17 protein-coding genes and 2 pseudogenes are annotated in these 24,727 nt (G+C 47.9%); 3 read left to right on the top strand and 16 right to left on the bottom strand.

The window, feature by feature from the left end; genetic code table 11:
• The first annotated feature begins 141 nt into the window (after positions 1–141).
• A complete protein-coding gene (locus tag ACL9RG_RS11410) occupies positions 142–2,106 on the top strand; it encodes an exoribonuclease II (RefSeq protein ID WP_422792731.1) in 1,965 nt (654 codons plus the stop codon).
• A 456-nt stretch (positions 2,107–2,562) separates the two neighbouring features.
• Here ACL9RG_RS11410 and zntB read toward each other — a convergent pair whose 3' ends face one another.
• Together zntB and ACL9RG_RS11400 are read right to left on the bottom strand one after the other, a co-directional pair.
• Positions 2,563–3,543 carry a zinc transporter ZntB gene (zntB, locus tag ACL9RG_RS11405; RefSeq protein ID WP_422792730.1) on the bottom strand — a complete coding sequence of 327 codons (981 nt, stop codon included), beginning with the start codon at positions 3,541–3,543 and terminating at the stop codon, positions 2,563–2,565.
• Positions 3,544–3,720: 177 nt separating this feature from the next.
• Positions 3,721–5,355 (bottom strand): peptide ABC transporter substrate-binding protein, encoded by a 1,635-nt coding sequence (locus ACL9RG_RS11400; protein ID WP_422792729.1) that lies wholly within the window; start codon positions 5,353–5,355, stop codon positions 3,721–3,723.
• 241 nt (positions 5,356–5,596) lie between these two features.
• On the opposite strand from ACL9RG_RS11400, the gene tpx reads away from it, so the two are divergent.
• Positions 5,597–6,100 carry a thiol peroxidase gene (gene tpx / locus ACL9RG_RS11395; RefSeq protein WP_422792728.1) on the top strand — a complete coding sequence of 168 codons (504 nt, stop codon included), beginning with the start codon at positions 5,597–5,599 and terminating at the stop codon, positions 6,098–6,100.
• Between the two features lie 71 nt (positions 6,101–6,171).
• On the opposite strand, the gene tyrR is transcribed toward tpx, so the two are convergent.
• Positions 6,172–7,746 carry a transcriptional regulator TyrR gene (gene tyrR / locus ACL9RG_RS11390; protein WP_422792727.1) on the bottom strand — a complete coding sequence of 525 codons (1,575 nt, stop codon included), beginning with the start codon at positions 7,744–7,746 and terminating at the stop codon, positions 6,172–6,174.
• 243 nt (positions 7,747–7,989) lie between these two features.
• Here tyrR and xthA point away from each other — a divergent pair, with 243 nt between their 5' ends.
• Positions 7,990–8,799: an exodeoxyribonuclease III gene (gene xthA, locus ACL9RG_RS11385; protein WP_422792726.1), complete on the top strand. Its 810-nt coding sequence runs from the start codon at positions 7,990–7,992 to the stop codon at positions 8,797–8,799.
• A gap of 440 nt (positions 8,800–9,239) precedes the next feature.
• On the opposite strand, the pseudogene ACL9RG_RS11380 reads toward xthA, so the two are convergent.
• The 13 genes and pseudogenes from ACL9RG_RS11380 to ACL9RG_RS11320 form a co-directional block, all read right to left on the bottom strand.
• Positions 9,240–9,497, bottom strand: a pseudogene (locus ACL9RG_RS11380) (phage baseplate assembly protein V); the annotation flags it as partial.
• A gap of 8 nt (positions 9,498–9,505) precedes the next feature.
• Positions 9,506–11,290: a hypothetical protein gene (locus ACL9RG_RS11375; protein WP_422792725.1), complete on the bottom strand. Its 1,785-nt coding sequence runs from the start codon at positions 11,288–11,290 to the stop codon at positions 9,506–9,508.
• Positions 11,290–11,830, bottom strand: a pseudogene (locus tag ACL9RG_RS11370) (DUF3304 domain-containing protein). Before ACL9RG_RS11370 ends, ACL9RG_RS11375 begins: the two are co-directional and overlap by 1 nt.
• A gap of 220 nt (positions 11,831–12,050) precedes the next feature.
• Complete coding sequence (locus ACL9RG_RS11365; protein ID WP_422792724.1) at positions 12,051–12,434, bottom strand: hypothetical protein; 384 nt, start codon at positions 12,432–12,434, stop codon at positions 12,051–12,053.
• A complete protein-coding gene (locus ACL9RG_RS11360; RefSeq protein ID WP_422792723.1) occupies positions 12,422–13,396 on the bottom strand; it encodes a DUF6402 family protein in 975 nt (324 codons plus the stop codon). Before ACL9RG_RS11360 ends, ACL9RG_RS11365 begins: the two co-directional genes overlap by 13 nt.
• A 5-nt stretch (positions 13,397–13,401) precedes the next feature.
• Complete coding sequence (locus ACL9RG_RS11355) at positions 13,402–15,864, bottom strand: type VI secretion system Vgr family protein (RefSeq protein ID WP_422792722.1); 2,463 nt, start codon at positions 15,862–15,864, stop codon at positions 13,402–13,404.
• A 15-nt stretch (positions 15,865–15,879) separates the two neighbouring features.
• A complete protein-coding gene (tssJ, locus tag ACL9RG_RS11350; protein WP_422792721.1) occupies positions 15,880–16,404 on the bottom strand; it encodes a type VI secretion system lipoprotein TssJ in 525 nt (174 codons plus the stop codon).
• Positions 16,405–16,441: 37 nt separating this feature from the next.
• On the bottom strand, positions 16,442–17,524 hold the full coding sequence (gene tssG, locus ACL9RG_RS11345; RefSeq protein WP_422792720.1) for a type VI secretion system baseplate subunit TssG: 1,083 nt from the start codon (positions 17,522–17,524) through the stop codon (positions 16,442–16,444).
• Positions 17,488–19,257: a type VI secretion system baseplate subunit TssF gene (gene tssF / locus ACL9RG_RS11340; protein ID WP_422792719.1), complete on the bottom strand. Its 1,770-nt coding sequence runs from the start codon at positions 19,255–19,257 to the stop codon at positions 17,488–17,490. The genes tssG and tssF overlap by 37 nt, the downstream gene beginning before the upstream one ends.
• Positions 19,258–19,382: 125 nt before the next feature.
• Positions 19,383–22,754 carry an ImcF-related family protein gene (locus ACL9RG_RS11335; protein WP_422792718.1) on the bottom strand — a complete coding sequence of 1,124 codons (3,372 nt, stop codon included), beginning with the start codon at positions 22,752–22,754 and terminating at the stop codon, positions 19,383–19,385.
• Positions 22,755–22,775: 21 nt separating this feature from the next.
• Positions 22,776–23,969, bottom strand: coding sequence for a hypothetical protein (locus tag ACL9RG_RS11330; protein WP_422792717.1), 1,194 nt, complete (start codon positions 23,967–23,969; stop codon positions 22,776–22,778).
• A 2-nt stretch (positions 23,970–23,971) separates the two neighbouring features.
• Positions 23,972–24,235, bottom strand: coding sequence for a PAAR domain-containing protein (locus ACL9RG_RS11325; RefSeq protein ID WP_422792716.1), 264 nt, complete (start codon positions 24,233–24,235; stop codon positions 23,972–23,974).
• 137 nt (positions 24,236–24,372) lie between these two features.
• Positions 24,373–24,720 (bottom strand): hypothetical protein, encoded by a 348-nt coding sequence (locus tag ACL9RG_RS11320; protein WP_422792715.1) that lies wholly within the window; start codon positions 24,718–24,720, stop codon positions 24,373–24,375.
• Between the last annotated feature and the right edge of the window lie 7 nt (positions 24,721–24,727).

Here is a 24,727-nt window from a genome sequence, read left to right as displayed (position 1 = left end):
TAGGTCTGTCGCGTAATTCATCTCCCCTTTAGTGCCAAGGTTATGGTGCTAAAGGGCTAGATGCCACTTGCCCGTCGAGCCCGTTTCGCGTAAAACTGTCTGCCGCTAATCGAGCCTCTTTAACCTTATTCTCTGGACGATATGTTTCAAGATAACCCGCTGCTCGCGCAGTTAAAACAGCAACTTCACTCTCAGACTCCACGCCTTGAAGGTATTGTGAAAGGCACTGAGAAAGGCTTTGGCTTTCTTGAAGTAGATGGTCAAAAAAGCTATTTCATTCCACCACCACACATGAAAAAAGTCATGCACGGCGACCGCATCATTGCCTCTGTTCATACAGAGAAAGATCGCGAGATCGTGCAGCCAGAAACCTTGGTAGAACCTTTCCTGAGCCGTTTTGTTGGTCGAGTGACGAAAAAAGACGATCGTCTGTCCATCCTGCCTGATCATCCTTTATTACGTGATGCCATTCCTTGCCGTGCCGGCCGTCAATTTAATCATGAGGTTAATGATGGTGACTGGTGCGTGGCTGAGATGCGCCGCCATCCGTTAAAAGAAGGCGATCGTGGTTTTCAGGCTGAACTGACCGAATGGATCACCACCGGCAGTGATGATCTGGCACCTTGGTGGGTCACCTTGGCTCGTCATAATCTGGAGCGTGAAGCGCCGGTTGCCGAGTTTGCTGAGCTGGAGAATCAAGGTCTGACGCGTGAAGATCTGACCACCCTGCCGTTTGTGACGATAGACAGTGCCAGCACTCAGGATATGGATGATGCGCTGTATGTGAAAGACAACGGTGATGGCACGCTACAGCTGACTATCGCGATTGCCGATCCGACCGCTTATGTCGCCGAAGGCAGCGAGCTAGACAATATTGCGCGTAAACGCGCGTTCACCAACTATCTTCCGGGCTTTAATATCCCGATGTTGCCACGCGATTTGTCTGATGATATTTGTTCGCTTTGGCCAGACGTTAAACGTCCGGTAATGGCGTGCAGCGTGACACTGTCTGCTGATGGTGCATTAGGCAACGATATTCGCTTCTTCGCCGCCACGATTATATCTCAAGCTAAACTGGCCTATGACGATGTTTCTGATTGGCTGGAGCAGGATGAGAAAAGTGCATGGCAGCCACAAAACGACACTATCGCCGGGCAGATTCGCTTGCTGAAACGCGTCTGTGATGTGCGCAGCGATTGGCGTACGACTAACGCGTTAGTGTTTAAAGATCGCCCAGACTTCCGCTTTGTGTTGGGTGAGAAAGGCAATGTGTTGGAGATCATCGCCGAACATCGCCGTATCGCCAACCGCATCGTTGAAGAGTCCATGATTGCCGCTAACGTTTGTGCCGCTATTGCACTGCGCGACAGTTTGGGCTTTGGCGTTTATAACGTCCACACCGGTTTTGACCCACTGCTGGTGGAACAGGCTGTTACGGTCTTGCAGGCCAATGACATTGAAGCAGATGCAGAAACCTTGCTGACACTGCCAGGTTTTTGCGTGTTACGCCGTAAGCTCGACGCTTTGCCAACCCAGTTCCTTGATGGCCGCATTCGTCGTTTCCAGACCTTTGCAGAAATCAGCACCGTACCAGGCCCACACTTTGGGTTGGGACTAGAAGCTTACGCCACCTGGACATCGCCAATTCGTAAATACGGCGATATGGTCAATCACCGTCTACTTAAAGCGATGATTACCCAGCAAAGCGCTGAGAAGCCACAAGATGATATGACGCTACAATTGGCTGAGCGTCGCCGTCTGAACCGTATGGCAGAACGTGATGTTGGTGACTGGCTGTATGCGCGTTACTTGCAAGATAAAGTCGGCAATGAAGTGAAATTCAGCGCTGAAATTATCGATGTAACCCGCGGTGGCCTGCGCGTTCGTCTACAAGATATCGGTGCGGTTGCCTTTATCCCTGCGCCATTCCTACACGCAGTTCGTGATGAGCTGGTGTGTAGCGTAGAAACCGGCAGTGTGTTGATCAAAGGTGAAGTCGCTTATCGTCAGAGTGACATTATCGATGTAAATATTGCCGAAGTGCGCATGGAAACACGTAATGTGATCGCAAAGCCTGCGGCTGAAGTCGCTAAGCCTACAGCTTAACAATATAACCTGCGGTTTAATGGCCGTGGGTGAAAAGCTATCTGAGAGCCGGTTTGGGTAACTAAACCGGCTTTTTTTCATCTTGAAAAAGATGAGTGCACCATCGAGGTGAAGCTCAACTACAAGGTCAACGGCTACCGCTTTGGACTTTGAGAATGCAATTTGTCTGAGTTTATTGGAATAGATAACGTATTCGACTTCGGAAAAACACCTTATGAGATTCTTCCGCCAAAAGATTGCGCTAAATCAACATGTATAGATGCTAATTGGCGCAATATCTTTCTCGCAGGTGAATACAACGTCAAGCGATGGGCGTTGTGCTCCATATTGTCCTACTTCATTATTTTAAGAATTATTGCATAGCACAATTGATTCAAACGCCGGTCTCTGACCGGTTTTTTTTGCCTGAAATTCGGGCAAGCCGCTGCATCAGATCAGGCTTGCCACGATTTACCGCTATAACCAGTTACTGCGTTTCATCCACCAGGCCACTCCGCCGACTAATACCACCAGCAGTGCACAGAAGATGAGAAAACTGTAATGCGATGATGCGCCTGGAATACCACCAAGGTTGACCCCAAACAAACCGGTCAAAAACGTGGTAGGCAAGAAAACCATCGCCAGCAGAGACATGGTATAGGTTCTGCGGTTAAGGGAATCGGCCATCAATGAGCTAATTTCATCAGCCAACACGCCCGTACGCGCAATGCTGGAGTCTAAATCATCCAAGCCGCGGCCTAAGCGATCGGCAATTTCTTGCATACGTCTGCGCTCGTCATCACTCATCCACGGCAAGCGTTCGCTGGCCAAGCGAGCAAAAACATCGCGTTGTGGCGACATATAACGTCGCAATACGATGAGTTGTTTACGTAGTAGCGCCATCTGCCCGCGTTCAGGCATCCGTTGCTCCATCAGATCGTCTTCAAAATCGATAATTTTATCATGCAAATCTTCAATAAAGTCACTGGTGTGATCGGTCAGCACATCACACATCTCCACCAACCAACTGCCGGTATCCGTCGGGCCGCTGCCATTTTGCATATCAGCAACCAACTCCGTCAGCGAGACTTTACGATGACGGGTAGAAACAATCATTTTATCCGTCAGGTAAACCCGGATTGTTACCAATTGGTCGGGGCGCGCATTGTCATTGAGATTAATACAACGAAGCGTGATCAGCGTACCCTCGCCCATTCGCAGCACTTTAGGCCGAACGCTATTACCAGCTAAGGCCTCGCGAACATTATCTGGCAATAGTGGCGTGTTGGTGATCCACTGTTGACTGGCGGGCAGAGAATAATCCAGATGCAACCAGCAGGGATCTTCCTGCGAAGCCTGCGTTTGGTCATTAATGTCACTGACACCGCCTTTGCCATTCAACTGGTAGGCGTAAACCGCATCAGCAACCTGCAGTTCATTACCTTTAATTACTTCCACGGCAGCCCTCGCTGTATTCGGTAGATTCTTTGCAAGTTTAGCAGAGTTCTATTAAATGATTACTTATCAAAATATTACAAAATAATGCCCAACAAAGATGTTGGGCATTATAGGGACTAAAATGGCGTTTTTGCCCTATCTATTACAAGATAACCAGGCCGCGACACCTGAGCAAAATCAGTGTTTCAGGATATAGAGCTCCTGACTGTAAGCCACATCCTCAGGATTATCTATTGGATAGCCTTTAACCCAAGGTTTTATCAATCTACCATTGGTGTATTGATAAATTGGCGCAATCGGGGCTTCAGATAAGATGATTTGCTCGGCCTTATTGTAATCTTCATTACGCAGCTTCGCATTGGTTTCACGGCTAGCATCAGCCAATAATGCATCGTAGCTGGTATTACTGAATTTACTGATATTGCCGCTATGCGTTGAGCCTAATAAAGAGAGGAAGGTTGATGCCTCATTATAATCACCAACCCATGAGGCGCGAATAACATCGAAATTCCCACTGTTGCGATTATCGATATAAGTTTTCCATTCTTGGTTAACCAATTTAACCTCAGCGCCCAATGCTTTCTTCCACATCGATGCGACAGCAATCGCAATTTTCTGATTACCTTCATTAGAATTATAAAGCAGCGTTAGCTTCAAAGGATGCGTTGGGCCATAGCCGGCGGCAGCCAATAATCCCTTAGCTTGTTGGTCTAATTCTGCCTGAGAATACTGCTGTAGCTCGCTCTTTGCGGGCGCAAAACCATTGGTCACATCAGGGGTGAAGCGCCACGCTGGTTTTTCACCAGAACCTAATATTTTTTCAGCGATAATCGTGCGGTCAATACTGTAAGACAACGCCTGGCGTACCCGAACATCATTGGTCGGCGCCCGTTGAGTATTAAACGCATAATAGTAGGTCGCTAGCTGATTAGGTGTAAAAACTTGTCCAGGAAGCTGTTTGAGTAATTTGTGGTACTGATCTTTCGGAAAGGACTCGGTGATATCTAAATCCCCAGCCAGATAGCGGTTTGTGGCGCTGGATTCTTTATTGATCGGCACAAAGGTGACTTTAGTCAGTACGGTATTTTTATGATCCCAATAGTAGGGATTAGGTTGTGCCACCAGCCTTTCGTTTACCACTCTCTGCTGTAGCGTAAACGCGCCGTTACCGACTATATTTCCGGGTTTAGTCCAATCAGCGCCATATTTTTCGACCGTGGCTTGATGCACAGGGAATAGGCTAAAGTTTGCCAACAGACTGATAAAATAAGGTACTGGATGAGAAAGCTGCACTTTGAGCTGATATTTATCGACCGCGGTGACACCAAGCTTTTCTACCGGCATTTTACCGGCAATAATTTCATCAGCATTTTCAATACCGGCCAGCCCGGCAAACCAAGCGCCGGATAAGGCGTTATGTGGATCAACCAGTCGCCGCCAGCTATAGACAAAATCCTGCGCAGTCACAGGGTCGCCGTTAGACCAGCGAGCATCTTTGCGTAGATTGAAAATATAGATTTGATTGTTTTGCGACGTCCAGCTCGCGGCAACACCAGGAACGCTATTGCCTTTGGCATCCTGATTAACTAACCCTTCAAACAAATCGCGAACCACCTGTGCTTCAGGTAGCCCAATCACCTTGGCAGGATCCAATGAGGCAGGCTCATCTTTGATATGGCGAACGATCTCTTGTTTGGCGGCAAGCTGAGTTCCGGCAGGGACTTGCGCCGCGCCTCCCTGTCCAACATAAAGCGCAATAAAAATGGCACTCAAGCGAATCACTGTTGCGCCAGCCCTGCGTCCTTGTAGCATAAAACCCCCGTTAACCAATTGATTTTTTTAGCACGCCCTAATTTGTATCACTCATTAGATTCATCCGCTAAAAGTTTATACTGTTCTTTGAGGATTTTTTATTTTCTTTGACCTAGCCAAGGATTTATCCTCTGTTAGCCTCTATTTTATATCCTCACTCCTCCCTAAACTTTCACTACCCAACCTCAACACGTTCCCCTACACTGAGGGCCGATTGACACATTGTACAAAGGATAAAATCATGAGCCAGACCGTACATTTTCAAAGCAATCCAGTCAGCGTTGCCGGGCACCTGCCAAAAACTGGCGACACTGCAAAACCTTTCACTCTGGTTGCTAAAGACCTGACTGACGTAGCACTTAGCAGCTACGCAGGTAAACGCAAAGTACTGAACATTTTCCCAAGTATTGATACTGGCGTTTGCGCGACATCAGTACGCAAATTTAATCAGTTAGCGAGTGAAATCGACAACACTGTAGTGCTGTGTATCTCTGCTGATCTGCCTTTTGCCCAGTCTCGTTTTTGTGGTGCTGAAGGATTATCGAATGTTGTGACTTTATCAACGCTGCGTGGCACTGAATTTAAAGCAGATTACGGCGTGGCTATCAGCGATAGCGCTCTTGCTGGTCTGACCGCACGTGCCGTGGTCGTTCTGGATGAGAATGACAAAGTGATCCATAGCGAGCTGGTGAATGAAATCACCTCTGAGCCAGATTACGACGCTGCCCTGGCGGTATTGAAGTAACATCATATCTGGCAAATAGCATGACAAAAAAGCCCCGCAGATCGCTCTGCGGGGCTTTTTATTATCAGTGGTTACTCTTCGCTTTCGCTGGCATCACTTTTACGGTGGCTTAATCCATAGTCGCGCAGCTTGTTGGCAATCGCCGTATGGGAAACACCAAGGCGTTTCGCCAGTTTGCGCGTACTCGGATATGTTTGATATAACCGGGTTAATACTGAACGCTCAAAACGTCTGCTGATATCATCCAGCGAGCCATTAAGCACTTCATCCCCAAGCGTAATTTCCGCATCAAAGTCCGGCAATACGATATCCTGCGGTCGCAGTTCTGCTCCTTCTAATTGGGTCAAGGCCCGATAGATTGAGTTTTTTAACTGACGCACGTTACCCGGCCAACTGTAATTCATTAAATAACCGCCTAACTGCGGCGAAAGCTTAGGTCGAATCATCCCTTGCTCGTCGGAGAACCTTGCGACAAAAAGCTCGGTTAACGGCATGATATCTGCCGGGCGGTCGCGCAATGGCGGCAAATTAATAGTCAGAACGTTAAGTCGATAATATAAATCCTCACGGAATTCACCGCGTTGTACCAACTCAACCAGGTTCTTTTGTGTCGCGCAAATAACCCGAACATTCACCTGAACTTCGTGCTCCTCTCCAACGCGGCGGAAAGTACCGTCATTGAGAAAACGCAGTAGTTTAATCTGCATTCTCGGCGACATTTCGCCGATTTCATCAAGCAGCACCGAACCACCGTTGGCCTGTTCGAAGAAGCCTTTTTTCCCTTCGATAGCATTAGGGTAAGCACCCGGCGCATAACCAAATAACTCGCTCTCTACCACATCATCAGGCAGCGAGGCACAGTTGAGACCAAGGAAAGGTTTCTTGCCACGTGCGCTGCGCAAATGACAGGCTCGCGCTAATAAGTCTTTACCGGTCCCGGTATCACCAATGATCAATAGCGGCGCATCTAGCATTGCCAGTTTGCGAGCTTGCTCTAATACCTGACGCATTTTCATGCTAGTAGCAACGATATGGTCAAATTCGCGCTCATCGTTGACCGTCAAATCCTGCAACTGGCGTCCCATGCGAGCAGTTGATTTCAACATTACAACAGCACCAACGACATCGCTGGATTTGTTACCGTTATCAAGTTGAATTGGCGTGATATCCATTAAGAAGTTCTGATTACGAATAACCACCCGTTCAGTATGTGACTGTGTACTCTCGTGTTCTAACCAACGAGCAAAGTTATAACTGCCTATCAGCCCACTGGCGGTATAGGTACAGATTTTATTTTCATCAAGCTCGAACAACTCTTGCGCCGCAGGGTTGGCTTGTTCAATCTTGCCTTTCATATCAATAGAGAACACCGGTTCAGGCATGGAAACCAATAGTGCTCGCAGTGCTCGCTGTTCGCGCTCAGAAGGCATGTAAGAAACAGTACGAACGTCGGTAACGCCCTCAATACGGCGTATTTCTGCCATTAAGGCACGGAAAGTGTCAAAATCCAGCTGCGAAAAATTGAGATAAATACGGCCTGTGGCAGCAATCTCAATGCCATGTAAATCAATGCTGCGTGAAACCAGCAAATCGAGTAATTCTCGGGCAAGACCTAAACGATCTTCGCAAAAAACTTCCAGACGCATCAGTAGTGACCTTTTTCAGCCAGGGCGGAAAATACTTGTCGTTATAATACCCTGTCATCTTCGCTGTAAGAAGAGACTGTCACAAAATGTTGACAGAAAAATCCTACATTTGTCGGCCGGCTCCTATTTCCTATTGCAGAAATTGCCGCGTAAGCCACAACCTTCGCCCGGTCGTAACGTGACAGAGACTGGAACAATCTGCTAACATCAACGCTTGATTTCCTCGCCAAATGGTTCCTGACTATGAAGTTCGTCTCTTTTAATATCAATGGATTACGTGCACGCCCTCATCAGTTGGCAGCAATAATCGAACAACATCAGCCTGACGTGATTGGCCTGCAAGAAACCAAAGTTCACGACGATATGTTCCCACTAGAAGATGTCAGCCAGTATGGTTATCACGTCTTCTATCATGGACAGAAAGGCCATTATGGCGTGGCAATGCTCACTAAGCAGAAGCCGGTTGCCGTTCGTCGTGGTTTCCCTGGTGATGATGAAGAGGCACAGCGCCGGATTATCATGACTGACCTGGAAACGCCTCAAGGATTGTTAACCGTTATTAATGGTTATTTCCCGCAGGGCGAAAGTCGCGACCACGAAACAAAATTCCCGGCTAAACAACGCTTCTATCAAGACCTGCAAGATTATTTGCAGCAACAATTGTCTGCCGATAACCCGGTATTAGTGATGGGTGATGTCAATATCAGCCCAACCGATCTGGACATTGGTATCGGCGAAGATAGCCGCAAGCGCTGGTTACGCACCGGTAAATGCTCTTTCTTGCCGGAAGAGCGTGAATGGATGGATCGCTTGAAGGGTTGGGGTTTAGTCGATACTTTCCGTGCGGCCAATCCTGAGGTAAACGATCGCTTCTCATGGTTTGACTATCGTTCACGCGGTTTTGATGAAAACCGCGGTCTGCGCATTGATTTGTTGTTGGCCAGCACACCGTTAGCGGCCCGCTGCATCAATACCGGTATCGATTACGATATCCGTGCGATGGAAAAGCCTTCGGATCACGCGCCAGTCTGGGCTGAGTTTGCTCTGGATTAATTAATTCCCTATTTTGCCTGTCGCTACCACCTATTATGTGTAGCGACAACTTCCCCTACTTTCTGAACTTCAATAAACTCATCACGTTCTTAAACTCTCGCTTGTAAGACTTTGCTCACGGCCTCATTATTTATAGCTAAGTTTCGCTATAGCGGTAATCGTCACCACGTCATTGCGCGCACTGACGGTACTGTCTAAGGACAGTGCTTAGTTTACTTCAGGCTCGATATATACACTTCCTTCATCATCACGATTCAAAAGACTCCACACTGCCGGGATAAGGATTTCAGACGCATACATATCACTCTGATATTTCCTGGCCTGTGGCATTAACTCACCTGCCTTAATCTCAATAAACTGCTGCAGCCCCCCTGCGATACTTGCCCAACGCCCTGAATGCGGACAAGGTTCTCCACTCGGGCAAGTAATACGCTTACCGGCTTCACCTTGGCAGGGGTTCGCAGGATATTACGGGTATGATTGTCACGGGTGACGTGGTCTGGATGTGCGGAGTCGTGCAGCGCATAGGCGATATACGGCCGGTCCGGGTCACCGCCGTCGAAAGCTATCGCGACCTCGGTGCCGTCAATCAGCGACGTATGCCAGCCATAAGTCTCCCCGGCATAGGGTTTGGCCTGCCGCAACCACAGATAGGCAAAACCGGTTTCTCTATTGTCGCGGTCGACATCCAGCTTCACTTCAGCATTTATGGTGTTTCCATTGAGCGTATAATCAAAAAATCTTGTGTAATACGCGCCCCTTTATCCACTTTTTGGATATCATGAACAAACCAGGCATAGAGCTCCGATGGTGCACTATCCTCAGGTAATGGGAGTGGTAAACCTTGATAAGCGGCTTGCGAATAATTTAGAAATACTTTCGCTCTTCTTAATGCTGGAATATAGACGGCCGGTATAATAAAGATACGTTTATCATCTCCGCTAGAGTTCTCCATGCTATTTCTCATACCGAGAGCCACGCTGCGCACATCCTCCAGCCAGCCCCAATTTTTCTGCAATATATTGAGCTCATTCTGTAACTGTTCGGCTGCGCCATGCGCTTGCGGTGTAGTACCTAATAAGCCAGCAGATGCATTAGCGGAAAGAAGAACATCACTACGCTGTTTTTCAAGCTTCATACACTCACTACGGTACTGGTAATATTGTCGTCCAAGCCAGTTAACGTAACTATCTAAGTGAATATTTTGCGCTTCGATGCTCACTCTTTTTTCAGGAATAGCCCGCTGATAGCGATTTACCCACTGGGCTACAGATTTATTATCGACGCTGTCCTGCATAATGAAATAGCTAGCAATATCCGTATCAATTTTATCGAGCGTCTGAAAGTCTGGGAAGGGAACACCTGCCATTGCCGCAGCACGGTACATACGATGTAACGCTACTCGGCATAGTTCTGCACTCGGCTTCTGCTCATTTGGTTTAAGCCCTCCGCCAATATCTTCAGAGCAACCGGGTAAAAGTACCTCCGCATGCTTTTTATTATTTCCCCCCAGGCGGTAGAGACTGCGCCAAACCCGCGTTTCATGAGCCGCCACCAAATGCAAAGCATTCTGTACAGCATCGGGCAAGGCCGAATATTGATCGATAGATTTGTCACCAAGCAACACCCCTATCCCTTTTATCGGTCCACCTAAAATAGAGACAAAATAATCCAAACTATTATCGCTGCTAGCAGGCGTATGCCGCGCACAGTCAAATAAACCAGTAAAGAGTATCTCGACCGGAATATCCTGATAGGTATATTTTCCCCCCTGCTTTTGGCAAATATCTTCAAGTAACATATCGATAAATTTACGCGCCAGAGTGGCACCTAGGTCAAAACCGAATAATGAAACAGAAATAAGCTTAACTGGTACTTGGCTACTGGATTTAATTCGTTCAAAAAAATGCTCAAATCGTAATTTGGCCGAGAAGATCCGGGTATCAACGCCAGTGACTAACATATCTGCTACGGTAGGGTTATCACGCAACCAAGGCGTGGCCTCAATACTGACTCGCTTGACCACATTTTCAGTGGAATCTACTAGCAGCTTTTTCCATTCGGTAGGGTTAATTAATTTTTTCCCCAAATCTTTTAATATTTCAGACCAGTTCGCTCCTTTCAGTAATGCCACTCCCGCATCTTTAGCCATCTCACTTGGTTGGCCCTTCAAATCACCTAGTACCGTGCTTTGTGCTCCATCCATAATGGTATGAATTTTCGCGGCTAAATCTTCATTAAACGGCGTACCAAGACCAGAAATATAAAAAGCATCGTAGCTCTGATTACTAGTATTTTGTTGAGGATCTGGGAAAGCCCTGAACAAGCGGGCAACATTACTCAGTCGATGTTCCGATGCATCTTGTTCGATATTGCGATGAACGCCATCAAAAAAGAAGCCAACATGCCAGGTTCGTGAACAGTTTCCAATTACCGCATCATCTGCCTGTTGTGCACGGTTTGCCGCTGCCACAATACTTTCAATATCCATTAGTTACGTTCCTGTTCCGCAGTTTGACGGCTAACATCTGGGTGCTTTTCATAGGGTGACCAGGCATTATCACTCCATCCCAGTAAGACTTTATCTCCTGGTAAAAAATGAACGTGCAAATCATTCTCTCCCCATTTTCTCTTTGGTAATGGCATCACTATCTTGTGAACCTCAGTACGCAGTCCTGCATCGTACTGGGCACGGGTTGTACTTAGAGTCCAAATGACTTCGGCGGTGTTGCCACTGATACTGCCGCAACAGGTTGCTTTCCCCCCCCATTGAATAGGCGTTTTCCTTATATGCAGACGCATTAGCACCAGCTACGCCATTAACGCTAAAACCCCTGATAGGCCGGTCAATTTCACTATGAATGATCAAGGTTACCGGCCCGGTTGGCGGCCCCCACACCGATGCCCAAACTAACCAACCGCACCATGCAACAATAAACAGTAGTAACCCAGCCCAAATCCGTTTCCCCCAACGGACATAACCGCGACTAATGGCACCATCAATTTTTTCTAATTTATTAAACAAATCCATTATTCCTTTCCTGCATCAATAAAATTTCATTATCTATAATTTACGATTATAAATCTGACCTCTCTTGATAAACTCATGAATAAAAATATATAAACAAATACAATTAAAGAGAAAATAACGACCAGACAAAGACGCGAAGCGTTGCTGAAAGATAATTTAAGACACAAGGTATTTTTATTTACAGAGAGAAGGAATATAGAAAATAATATAAAACCCATCTTCATTTACATTCATAAAGAGTCCAACCAGACCAACCTTGATCTGAAGGATATAATACATCTATTCCTGACCACTTAGGTTCAACCAAATCGGAAAATTGGTACTCCCAAAAATACCAAGCTGAACTTTTTAGTTCCTCACTCTCTTTATTATAGACAATAAAAAAAGATTGATTTGAGAAAATTCTGAGCACACGACCAACCCCACCATAAATCTTATAATTCGGTGTGTAAGCTATAAAGTAACACGAGCCAGCATCATTCCAATATTTATAACTTGGCACGGCATTTTTGTACGCAAGAACTTTCACATAAAACAAATAAGTCGAAAATAAAAAAAACACAAGTAAGATAATCAATAGTATTGATTTAATCACTTTATACATAACCCCTTCCTTTCCATATATTCCTCAATATCAATAGAACTTAGATGAATAACAATATCTACAGGAATTTTTTTCACTACCGAATAGACAGAAAAATCCCCACCTTTATTGTTTTTATTTCTATATTTCACAAAAGAGTTATTGGTCACTCTGTAATAATCTTTACTATCTTGAGTTATTTTCTGCTTTTCAAACAGCTCACTTATAACCCCTGGTTTTATAACACCCTCCCACCCCCAATAGCCTAATGGCTGATCGTCTCCATCATTCATGAACTCATATGTATCTCTAATATATAAACCCAATTCATTTATTTTCAAGCGTGCCCCTCCTTCCCCCTCTGTTACCACTATATCCAGAAAAGCTATTTTTATAATAAACGAACCTAAAGCCCCATAAACATCATCCAAATCATCAGTAACTTTTTCCCATAAGGTACTTCCTATGGATATATAATTAAACTGACTTTTCACGTCCAACTCCATTGCAGATAAGGAGCTAAAACTAAAGGCACATGGGTTTAATTTTTTACTCCCTTTGTCAACGATCCCCATATGATCCAACCGTTCAATAATAGTAATCAATCCATTTGACAACTGCTCAAGGATTGTTTTTTTTCGCCCAAGAAATGAATTGTACTCGCGAACATATGATACACCACTTAAAAATTCATTGATGACTGGCTTGACTCTTTTAGATGCTGTAAACAACCAGTCAAAGTCAAGATCCTTAATTACATGCTGTTTATCCACTTTCAGCATATCAACTTTATTCAACTTTTCATCCTTGCTCATTTCATAATATGGATCATTAAACCATTTGCGCATAAAACTTGCTGAGACATCCCACCCCATTTTTTCCATCACATCAGGGATATCTGTTATTTTAAAAAGCTTAACAGCAACCTCTTGTTTATTATCTTTTTCATTAGTCATTTTTGACTTTACTTTTAAGGCATTCATACTTTTCACCCTATTATTAAAAAATCCTGTTCTAAAACAATTAATTCCATATCTAACTCTTCCGTATGGCTTATAAAATTAGTTAATCCATCTCCACCTGTAATCCCTTGTAAAAGCTCACCAGAAGGAGATTTCAATATATATTTAACACCCTCGACTGGTTGTTGAGTCCTATCATCAAGCAATATAAAACGTCGACTATATGCATCAGCTATACCAGGCATAAATGGGATTTCCGGTGACTCTGTATGCTTCGCCCCCCGCATCGTCCTTTTCACCCGGCGCAGATACTGATACCGGGTGCCGTATTCCGCTTTGCCTAGCTCCAGCTTCAGGTAACTGCCGCCGCCTATCAGCGTGATGCGCTTCTTACCGGCAAAGGAGATATCATCCGTCGAGGTGAGCGTGAATTTCTTCTCCGCGAACAACCGCATATTGCCGTTCTGCGCCTGCATCTCCAGCGGCCCTTCCCCCGATTTCAGGCTCAGTTGCCCCGTTCGGGCAAATAACCCCAGCTTCTCGCCCGCCTGCGCGGTCATATTGCCCATCACGCCAACGCTGATATCGCCGCCGGCGTTAATCGCCACATTCTTGCTGGCCGCCAGCTGCAACTCCTCACCGCTGGTCAGCGCCATGCCCTGTGGCGCAGAAAAGTGAATGATGTCATTGAGCGGTTTGAGTCGTTGCGAAAACATCTGTATCTGGCTGTCGATATCCGCCTGCAACGCTTCCGCCTGTTCGGCGGCGGCTTCCAGTTGGGCTAACTGGTGTTGCAGCTGTTCGATTTCCTTCAGCGCCGCCGCCATGTCCAGCATCTCGCCCTGCGCTTTCAGCTGTTCATCGGCGCTGATAAACAACCCCTTCCCAGCGCGGACCGTGCCGTACTCATCGGTTCGCAGTTCGCTGCCCGTACCGCGTAGTTTGCCCTGAGCGTCGACCAGATGACCGGTGTTTAGCTGGGTTTTACCGTATTCTGTGGCCAGCTTGATATGCTCTTCCTGACGCTTATCCTCCAGACGCACTTTATTATTGGCAGGGGTTCGCAGAATATTACGGCTATGATTATCACGGGTGACGTGGTCTGGATGTGCAGAGTCATGCAGCGCATAGGCGATATACGGCCGGTCCGGGTCACCGCCGTCAAAGGCTATCGCCACCTCGGTGCCGTCAATCAGCGGCGTATGCCAGCCATAAGTCTCCCCTGCATAAGGTTTGGCCTGCCGCAGCCACAAATAGGAAAAACCGGGTTCGCTATTATCGCGGTCGACATCCAGCTTCACCCGGTAACGTCCGTGCTCATCGAGGTGCGCGTAAATATCGTGCTTCTCCCGGCTTTCAATGCGGGCCGGTATCGTGCCGTGAACAATCGGACGAGGGATGTCTGGCGGGCGGTAGCAATAACGCTCGCTGTAGGGCATTCCCCATATAGAGACATGCAGCCGCGAATCCCGCGCGGCATAAAAGGTCACCAGCGTGATGATGACGCCATCTTTCAACGCATCAATGTTCGCGCCCTGCGGCTCCAGCACCATACCAACCGTTAGATGTGAGGCGTTGCTGAACAGGTGAATACGGGAGGATTTATTCAGTTCCCGCTCATGATGAAGACGGGCATAAAACGCCCCGCTTTCGGTTTCCGGCTCCGGGTCGCTGTCATCTCCGACCTGCTGATAGGGCGCGGCGTAACGGTAATGTTCGCCGGTGGTCACCGCGTCATTACGCACACTGATGGTGCTGTCTAACGGCGTGCTGGCGGTGCGGTAGTTATAATCACGCGTTGAGGTGCTGCCTGTCACTACGTTGTGCCAGGTGCGCACATCCCAGACTGATTCTTCTGCCCCATCGTAAAGACCCGATGGCTCACGATACGGCAGCCGCACATCAAAGTGATAGTGGAGCTGGCTGTCGATAAATATTACTGTTTCCTGCTCCGTGGCAACCTGCATCTCGGAACGAAATCCTATCCCGACGTCTGACAGGATACGCTGGATAAACGCCAGGTCGGTTTCCCGCCACTGGGTTATCAGCTCACGCGACGGGTAATCCCGCTCCAGCCGGAATTCAAAATCAGGGCCTTCCAGCCCGTGAGCGCGTAACACCTGCTCTACCACCTCTGGTACCGACTGGTTCTGGTAAATCGCACAACCGCGAGAACGGGAAAGCAGTGCCAAACGGGATTGCAAAGTGACGCGATAATGCGACTGATCGGCCGTGGTTGACAGCCATTCAAAGCGGGTCAGTATCCCGTGTACCGTTTTCCCGCTGCGCATCCGCAGGCTGGCATACTTCATCAGCACCTGCGCAGGATCAATATTCGCCTGCGATGTCGTGAAGTCGATATCCCAGGAAAACGGCTCACTGAGGACTTCGCGCCCTTTGAAGGACAAAATATCCGCTATCACAGAACTCTGGTTTATCTCCAGGGCATAGCGCGACTGGCCGTTGAAAAACGGCAGTGGGTTATCCATAACTGACTCCTTAACTTATTCCTTGATTGGCACCAGACTCAGGCCGCTGTTCCCCAACTCGATAGTCCGTGGTTTATCCGGGTCAAGGTCGTTCCGGCTCAATACCAGACGCCAGGTGTTATTTTGCATATCAGGGCGGTTAAATAACCCCACCACCGCGACAAACTGGGCATTTTCATCCATCGGCATATTCAATGTGAGGCTGCCCTGCGGCATCACCAGCAATGATTTGGATGCCAACAGGTCATCCTTGAGTACCGCATCAGCGTTACGCAATAAGGTTTGATAACTCGCGGTATCTACGCTCTTGCGGTCTTTAAGCTGATACACCCACACCATTGTCGCCAACGGAGTCTGGGCACCATCAGTATTGATACCCGCACGTGGGGATAAATCTAAATGCAGGATTTTGATCTTCTTATAAAAAATAGCTTTCGTCATATTGACGGTTCCATCCGTAACGGTCTGGGTAAGACCGCAGCCTGCAAGCAGGCTACAGACGGTAAGCAGAAATATACGCCATCCGGTTGCTGTTGCCATTCAGGGGTTCCTTGATTTAATAATTAAAATACTTCAGTTATTCAAAACGATAATGACCGTCTTCAGCCGCAGAGATTGGCGAACAAATTAGTCCCTCATAACAACCGAGCCTGACGGTCAAAAATTGTCGATTACCACTAAGTTTGCCGTTCTTAAGCCCTAGCAGGCCGGTACGACCAAGTTGAATGCGCCGACCTTTTCCAAGCCGAGGCTCTGGTAGTAATCGCACGGGGACAGTGAGACGTAGACGCACGTCACTCCGGTAGCCAAGGTAAACTCTCATCAGCACTAACAGGTCAGTATGTAACTGCCCTCCAGGGAGCCAGCCTTCTGCTTCTGCCTGATTGCTGGTCGACAGTGTCACCAACACACGGCTACAGGCTTCTTTTCCTGTTTTACCCAGCGTCGCCCGCTGCATCAACGCAACCCGATTCTTCGGCCCCAGCCCCGTGCGGTTAGCAATAGGTACTTTTACCGGGTCATGTGCGGTGATGCTTGCTTGTGTCTCCGGAGCCAACAGTCTGACCAGCGCCCTGATCCCTTCTGCATTACGTGTTGGCAGCCGCATAGTGCCTAACAGCGCCAGAAAACGAGATACCGGTGTGTCAACCTGCTCGGCGGTACCAGGAATACCGAGGCCAACCAGCCCTAATAAGCATTGTGATGTCGCATCTGTGCCACCCGCCTCGAAAGTCGCCGGATAGGCATATTTGCGCCAGATTCGGTAATACTGGGTGGTGATACGGTGGCTGAAGATATCCAAAAATGCAGTGACGACCTCATGCCCATCTCGACATTGCGCGATATCATCCAGATATGTACCAGGAAGCGGTGAGTCAACGCCGTACATCCCCAAAAAGGTAGTGCGAACGGTTGGCGGTAAATCGGGATGCTCTTCGTCAATCTCGACCTTTTTTAGTTCACTAACCGGAAAGCCCATTCCTGGCCAAGGGCGAAAACGCACCGGATCATTTCCTGGGTGACTGGTCGCACCTAGCAGTGGTGATGTCGGATCAGCCTGTTCTACTATCTGACAGAAACGGTAAAAATTGACCCGCCAAATATCATTACGTAATTGCAGCGTCAGCCTGGTACGTGCTGACTGTGATTCTCGTTCCATCGCAGGCGTTTCCCTGTGGGTTGCAGCACCAGCGTGAGCTGGTTAAAAAGATGAATATCCGCATACAGTGCAAAGAAGCGATGCAGCATTTCACCAAACAGATTGACATCGCCTTCACCGGCAAAGTTATCCATATTAAGTGTGACTTCGATATCCACACCGCGCAGCATAAATCCCCGTTCGAAACGGCGGATCAGCGTATGTTTCACCGCTACAATTGCCTCTAAGCGACGGCGGTTCATCTCGTCATCGGTCCAGTCATACAGCGCCAGCGTCCCCCGGAGTACCTCTGGGTTATCCATCATGCTGAGGAAGTTTGAGCCAAGATGGCTCATCACTCGCCAGTGGAAACGGTCGTTTGCAGGTGGATAAAGTGGCAACGTCGGGACAGAAAGATTCAACACTCTGACTGGCACCTTTCCCGCTTTAACGACGCGGTCTAGCAATGTACTTTCCAGCGCCTTGCGCGGAAGCTGTCCGTTGGTGCCGGTAATACGCATGGAAAGTGATTCTGGCTTATCTGACAATTGATCCAGTTCAAAAGAACGTCCGCCAAGGATCAGCCAGGTGTCATACAGCCCAGAAGCGCCGCGTTTCACCCTAGTGTGAAAATAGCGTTCCGGCGCATCGTGACGCATCATGCCGCCACGATGACGGAAACTGGTGAAAGGAATATAGGGATGTTTGCCGTTTTTTACCGCCCCATGAATATTGTCCACACTATAGATTTCAGTATGCCCATCCTGAAGGCGCAACGGCCGCAATAGATATTCATTATCCAGCGGATTCAGCGTCAACGGATCAGCCTCAAGGGTAAAGAGGTTGATCACCGGTGCACAATGCAGGCAGAAGTTTTCCGTCTCAAAGGGTAAGTCAGGCGACCAAGCCTCGCTGAGTACGATATCAATTTCAAACCAGCTGCTGTCTGCTGTCAGCCCAATTGCGTCAAGCCCGCGGAGTTCGATAAACATAAATTTTTGGCGAAAGCTGAAATACTCCAGCAACAACTGATAACCGCTGAAAGCCGAGTCACCTTTCGGCCACAGACTGTCTATATCGTCGAAGCCCATCGGTTTACACCAACCGTCAAATTTCTGACGTTCGGAATGCGTGCCCGCATGACGGCTATACATAGCGTGGACTCGACGGGTCATCGCCAGATGCAATGCGGAGCTCACCGGACTTTCCGCATTCAAATAGATAGCAACCTTATCAAGGCCAGCTTTCGACCAATCGACTTTTTCACTACATTCAAAGCGCAAACGGAGTGCAGAACGTCCATCGGTTTCAGTATGCAAACGAGCATCAGCAAGATGGAGAGGCTGAAGCGTGATGTCGCGGGTCGTGCGGTATTGACAGCTGGTTTTTTGCGGCCCCACCGGGCGAGATAAGACAGAGAAACCTTCAGGCAGACATTCCGATTGCCGAAGATGACGCCAATCAGGACTAAATTCGACAATCGCCAGTGACGGGATGGTACGCATGTAATGCGGCCATAACAGGCTGACTAATCCTTCCGTAAGCTCAGGCAAATCATCATCAAGTTTCTCGCGCATCCGGCCCATGAGAAAGGCGAAGCCCTCAAACAAACGTTCTACGTAGGGGTCACGAGCACCGGGTTTATCCAAGTTAAGCATGGCCGCACGGTCTGGGTGGGCACAAGCAAACTCTTTACCGGCCTCGCGCAAATAGCGCATTTCGGCCTCATAGTAGCGCAGGGTTAAATCATCCATGTTTAGATATCCTGAAAATAATCAGAGAAAAAGAGCCAACCACAAAAGCGATGACTTGGCTCGATTTGATAGAGATAAGGCCTTCACGTTGTAGAATCCGCTCAGAGATGTACGTTCAACGGTCGTTATTGATCGGCCTGCATCTTAGGTTCAACGTTAAAAATCGACTCAGGCAAACGGAATCCCTGAAGCTTTAGCAAGGCTAATGGCCCCTCACCCAGTTCGCTGCGCAGGATAAACTTTAACGAGTTACCTTCCGGCGTGGCCCATACCAGTTGAGTGCGGCTGCTATCGAGCGAAGTGATCTGTGCTTTATTTAGCAGGCGGATTAGCCCCCAATTTCCTTGATTATCGGCATATAAGCGCATGCCAGTTTTCACACTGCGCCAACTAAGCTGCGCGCCGGGATAGTAAGTATTCCCCGGCCAGGTGAAGCTCTGCCAACTTTCCATCTGGTTGAAGTAATCCAGATTCTGCTCGTCAATTGTCATCTGCATGCGGGCAATATCGCGGGAAGGACGCGCCATTAACTCAAAATGTACACCGGCATCACCTTGGGCAAAGGCGATATCCGCGATCTCTGCCAACTGATTAATGGCATTGAGGAAAGTAGGATTTACCGTCATTCCCTGGCTAGCCGAAGGATCGACGACCCAGCGGTTACCCTCTTGATGCAAGATACCGCCGAGGTTGGTTTTTAGAAACGAGGTAATACGCCCGGAGTCTCCACGTAGGAACTGCGCCAATAGCGACAATGACGCATCGCTGCCTGTCGATTTAAACGGATAGCGGCCAGCAAAAGCTTTATTCCACTGATCAACGATCGTACTTTGCCAGCGGGCATTCAGGCTGTCTGCAGCTGGTGCCAGAACCTGTCTCCATGCTAAATCCAATGGCTGTACAAACAACGACTGACCAAAACCATTCCACTCTTGCCCAAGGCTTGCCGCGACCAGACTGCCGTAATCACGGGTATCAGTAAGATCAATAGCTTTCCCCTGGAATACAGTTTGAGCAAGCATCTGTGACATTGCCTGTGGATCTGGCGCACTGGTCACTTGCTGAAGCTTAAGACGGACTTGAGTGACACGCGCTAGCCATGACTGGAAGCTCAAGTTGCCATTATTACCCGTTCCGTCTTTACCCTCTAACAGCCCCATCAACGGACCAAACACGCCGTCTAATGGACCTCTTGGCCCTTGTGCTTGTTCAATGAACTGTTGTGAGTTTTTCTTTTTGCCAATAAATTTTTTCGCAGAATCTACGAGAGTATCCGCCAGTGCACCGCCTTTCTGACCGGTCTTCCCTTGCCAGGCCAACGTATTCATCAGTGCTACTAGCGGGGACTGACGCACATCAGCCAATTGATTAAGTTGGGCAATAGCTTCTGATAATGACCCAGCTTCGTGCCATTGAATACTGTTGACCATATTCAACCAGGCGTTACCGAAATCGGTGAAATACCGCTCGGTCAGACGTGCTTTTAATACCTCTGGCGAGACATCGCTTCCTGGTTGATGGGTTTTATCCGTCAGTACCCAATCGATTTCATCTCGCCGGGTTTTCACTACATCATCAATCGCACCTTGGACCTGTTCTTCCCAAGCTTGACGAGTGAACATCCCCGGCACAACTTCACTAGTACTAAACAAGGTGGAAGCATCCGTATCACCCGTCATATCAGCCAGGGTTAAATCGGGCCAGTTGCTGGCGATACGTTTGAGCATATCCTGATATAAACCGGACTCGGCATTACGTTGCCCTATTTGTTTAAGCAAGATCTGACGCACTGTACTGATAAGTTCAGCATCAGGTTTGGTTTTCCACTCAGGATGCGCGGGGAGATTTTGCGCATAAAAACCCAATAGTTTGGGTGCCAATGACTGCCAAATCCCCTCAGAGATCCCTTGTCGCTTAGGCCAAGCTGTTAGTACATGTTTCGCCATCCAATCCGCATCCGCCTTGTCTGGACGAGCCAGCATCAGATAGCCTTTTAGCAGGCTGTAAGCCCGTTGCGTTCCCTGGCTTCTGGCATCACTGGCAGGTGGCAGTTGGACAAATGCATTCAACTGCTGCTGTAAATACTCGTAAGTAGCATCACGCATCAATTGAGCGTTATTGCGTGCATACAACGGCCAGAGCGCGGCAAGTGCGTCACGGTCCTGATTGAGGCCAAAGCGGGTATACCAAGGTGCACCGGTGGCTTCACGATTCTGTAAGCGGGCAATAGCCTGTTGCAGTATTAGTTGGTTACGCAGGCGTTCCGGTAATGATTTTTGGGTGTCGGCGGCGATACGAGCGGTTTCCTGCGCCTGATAAATCTGGGTACGATTGATCGTTAAAGACAACAGCGTGCCCGCCCCCCACAAAACCACGAGTACAAGCAGTGTAAAATGCAAAAATTTCTGCCAGTTGATGCCTATTTTCTTCGCATGAGAAATCTGGCTGTCCGCCACAACTGCCTGCCACGCAGGGCTACTCAGCCAGATATGTGGTGCCGTTGCCGCACTGACCAATTGGGGACTTAGCATCACGCCGCGAAGTCGGTATGCCGCAGGCCCTTGCATGAGTCCACTGAATAATATGCCGAGTGTAGATTTTAGTTCATTCTGTAACCGAGAAGAGAGCCGTAAGAGCCAGTCATAACGCGACTCACTGAGCACTTGAGTCATCCCCATCTGACGCAAACGTGGTACAAGTTCATTCAATGAGGATACGGCTTCTTCCGGCCTGGTCCGCGCCCCAAATAATGCCCCGCAGGCCGCAAGCGTTCTTCCGTCCTGTGACCAGCTTTCTTTATCTATCAGCCACAGCCATACCGGAGCCTGCCAGCCAAGGATCTTATCGGCTTTCTGGCGACTGCGTAAAAATGCATCTCGTTCGGTTTCTGTGGGCAATAATGCCGTATTGATAACCTGTACGATACCGTCTAATGGACGATGTGGACGCACTTGGCACAGCGCTGCCAGGAACGTTTCATCCGGCACTGACTGGGCATCACCGCCGTGAATCAGAACAATTCCATCACCCTCTTGCCACAGATCACGATTGAGTCGCGGAACAGCTTGCTCAATATCAGCATCTTCGCCTTGTACCAGCAGAATGCGTACTTTGCGTTTCCAGCGACGACCGTAGCGTAAGTTAAGGTGCTCAATGACAGGTTCCGCACTGAATATGGCGTCACTCTTTTCTTCAGTGCTAGTCAGATTACCCGCGATATTATTAGTAACCTGACGTTTGTTCTTACCCCACTGGAGATACACCCCTGATTTACCTGAAATATCGAAGACCTTTTCAATTATCCATCCCATCAGGAGCAATACGGCAGCTACTAAGGCGCATAGGGTTAGGATCCGGTTATTGTCGAATGGCCCCAGCCCGATTGCCGAAGCCATAACCCCCGGAAAGGCAAAAAACAGGAAGCCGATAATCACGATAAGAAAGAGGAGGACAACAACACTGGTCCCGATAACTGTTTTGATTTTTACCTTAGACATTCCCTGGTATCCCTTACGAGGTTATTCCTTGTGAATATTTTCTTTGGCGATCACGACAACCCATATATCGCCTTTGTCGGGGGAGGATTGAGCCGCAATAATTTGTGCCTCCCGCTCATCAATAGTCGACTCAGCTAATGCAATAGCAAGCCAAGGAGAGGCATTACCCGCATATCCCAACACGGGATCAATCATCTTGTTATCTTTGGTCAGGCTGAAAGTAACAGCGTTATCCTCACAAGCTTTATTCCATTGAGAACCTGTCGTCAGTACCGATCCTGTGATCCAACTGCCTGCGAGTGTTTCGGGTTGCCGGTTCGCCCATAACAAAGAACGCGACAAGGTCCGACTCAGATTCTCGGTGATGCCTTTCTCAGGACGATGCAGTCGCGTCGCATCAGGATAAGCGTCTGCTTTTCGGTTACTGAGAATAAAGACGGTGACCGCCTCAGTATCCCCCTCTTTAGGCTCCGCTCGAAGTGAGATAGTGACAGCGATAAAAATTGAAGGCGTATCCCACCGATTATCAAGCCAAGCGTCAAACGCCGCCATTCCACTTCCCGATACGCGGCGATAAACTTTTCCCGTTTTCTCTGCTAGTTCATCATAAATAGCCGCCTCTGCCATCGAGGAAAGCTCATTATCACAGTTAATCATCAACCAGCAGATAACCTCATCGGGTAATACCGTGACAATATCCTGAATATAAGTAGCGACTGTCGATATTATCCCTGCCAAAGCCGTAGACGTGTTTTCCTGAAACGCCGGTAACGCCGCATGTTGTACAGGCGCACCTCCGCTCCGTGGCTGAACGACAATCATTAACGGTGTGGCCTCTTCCATTAGAGAAAGCAACCTAGCCGTTCCATTGCCAGCCTTGGTCAATACGCTAGATCCCAGGATCCACGCTGAACGCTGTCCACGGAAAATTTCACTTTCAAGGAGCTTTTCACGCTCAACATTCCAAGACTGAACACCAACCTGCTCAACCTTATAGGCAAACCGGCGAAGGCTGAAAAAGAGCCCCCAGGTACAAAAAGGTAAACCAAGAGCGGTAAACCAGAAGATAAAACCGCTGCGTTCTGCCGCCCAGTTCCAAAACGTCAGCATCGCCCCGATAAGCATAATAATCACGAGAAAGAGTAACCAACGCCGGTGACTTGGGCGGTCGACCGGCTTTGCAGGCTCGGGGATTATATCCAGTAAAACAGGCATACTCAGCCAACCTTAGCTGGCGCGAACGAGCTGATTAGGCTGCAGCCACAGCCGCATTTATGTCCATGAAAGGCAACGGGTATGCCACCATCCAGATAGTTCGGATTGCCCTCAACAATAATGGTAATACCATGACCCACAATTGGGCATGACACCATATCGCCTTTGCGAGCCACACCGATCCCGCCAAATTTCATGTCGTCTGAACCCATTAGGACCACACCACCATGAGTGGTTTTATCACCTTTACGGATAATTTGAAGCATCGGTTTATTTCCTTTTTTATTGAATTAAATGCATGATTGACTTCTTACGTCATCATTGAGTTAAGCTTTGGAATAAAGAGAGTTCTTATCAATTTCAGAGATGTTATTATTTTAAGTCGCGTGTTAAATCATAGAACTTACCAAGTAAAGTAACTAATCTCTCGTTGATAGCCATTATACAGACAATCATTAACTCCAGATATTTCTGCATCAGTGCCTTTAGAGTCAAAAGTTTCAAGCTGGCATTTTTTTATTATTAGAATTCCCCACGCATTTTTTAACTCTAAAATCCGCTTCTTTTTTTCTGGATTATTACTAATCTGTTCATTTATTGACTTATCCAAAACCCCAATTATCTCTGAGACTCTGTTTTTAGACTTGGTATTAATTTCTGACAACTGTTCACTTTCATTATTAGTAAACGCAGCCATGCTGCTAACTGAGTAAAAAACAGCAGTAAGTAAAAACAATAACTTAATTTTCATAATATTT

Origin of the sequence: Rouxiella sp. Mn2063 (assembly GCF_049319665.1) — a bacterium.
Lineage (GTDB): Bacteria > Pseudomonadota > Gammaproteobacteria > Enterobacterales > Enterobacteriaceae > JBMOUD01.
The sequence above is the reverse complement of the archived record's forward strand: the minus strand, read 5'-3'. Positions and strand labels throughout refer to the sequence as shown.

Coding starts and splice junctions, on each gene's coding strand:
- ACL9RG_RS11325 (WP_422792716.1), bottom strand. CDS start 24,235: ATGCTTCAAATTATCCGTAAAGGTGATAAAACCACTCATGGTGGTGTG.
- tyrR (WP_422792727.1), bottom strand. CDS start 7,746: ATGCGTCTGGAAGTTTTTTGCGAAGATCGTTTAGGTCTTGCCCGAGAA.
- ACL9RG_RS11375 (WP_422792725.1), bottom strand. CDS start 11,290: ATGGATATTGAAAGTATTGTGGCAGCGGCAAACCGTGCACAACAGGCA.
- ACL9RG_RS11320 (WP_422792715.1), bottom strand. CDS start 24,720: ATGAAAATTAAGTTATTGTTTTTACTTACTGCTGTTTTTTACTCAGTT.
- tssJ (WP_422792721.1), bottom strand. CDS start 16,404: ATGGCAACAGCAACCGGATGGCGTATATTTCTGCTTACCGTCTGTAGC.
- xthA (WP_422792726.1), top strand. CDS start 7,990: ATGAAGTTCGTCTCTTTTAATATCAATGGATTACGTGCACGCCCTCAT.
- ACL9RG_RS11360 (WP_422792723.1), bottom strand. CDS start 13,396: ATGAATGCCTTAAAAGTAAAGTCAAAAATGACTAATGAAAAAGATAAT.
- tpx (WP_422792728.1), top strand. CDS start 5,597: ATGAGCCAGACCGTACATTTTCAAAGCAATCCAGTCAGCGTTGCCGGG.
- tssF (WP_422792719.1), bottom strand. CDS start 19,257: ATGGATGATTTAACCCTGCGCTACTATGAGGCCGAAATGCGCTATTTG.
- ACL9RG_RS11400 (WP_422792729.1), bottom strand. CDS start 5,355: ATGCTACAAGGACGCAGGGCTGGCGCAACAGTGATTCGCTTGAGTGCC.
- ACL9RG_RS11335 (WP_422792718.1), bottom strand. CDS start 22,754: ATGTCTAAGGTAAAAATCAAAACAGTTATCGGGACCAGTGTTGTTGTC.
- ACL9RG_RS11355 (WP_422792722.1), bottom strand. CDS start 15,864: ATGGATAACCCACTGCCGTTTTTCAACGGCCAGTCGCGCTATGCCCTG.
- ACL9RG_RS11410 (WP_422792731.1), top strand. CDS start 142: ATGTTTCAAGATAACCCGCTGCTCGCGCAGTTAAAACAGCAACTTCAC.
- ACL9RG_RS11365 (WP_422792724.1), bottom strand. CDS start 12,434: ATGTATAAAGTGATTAAATCAATACTATTGATTATCTTACTTGTGTTT.
- tssG (WP_422792720.1), bottom strand. CDS start 17,524: ATGGAACGAGAATCACAGTCAGCACGTACCAGGCTGACGCTGCAATTA.
- ACL9RG_RS11330 (WP_422792717.1), bottom strand. CDS start 23,969: ATGCCTGTTTTACTGGATATAATCCCCGAGCCTGCAAAGCCGGTCGAC.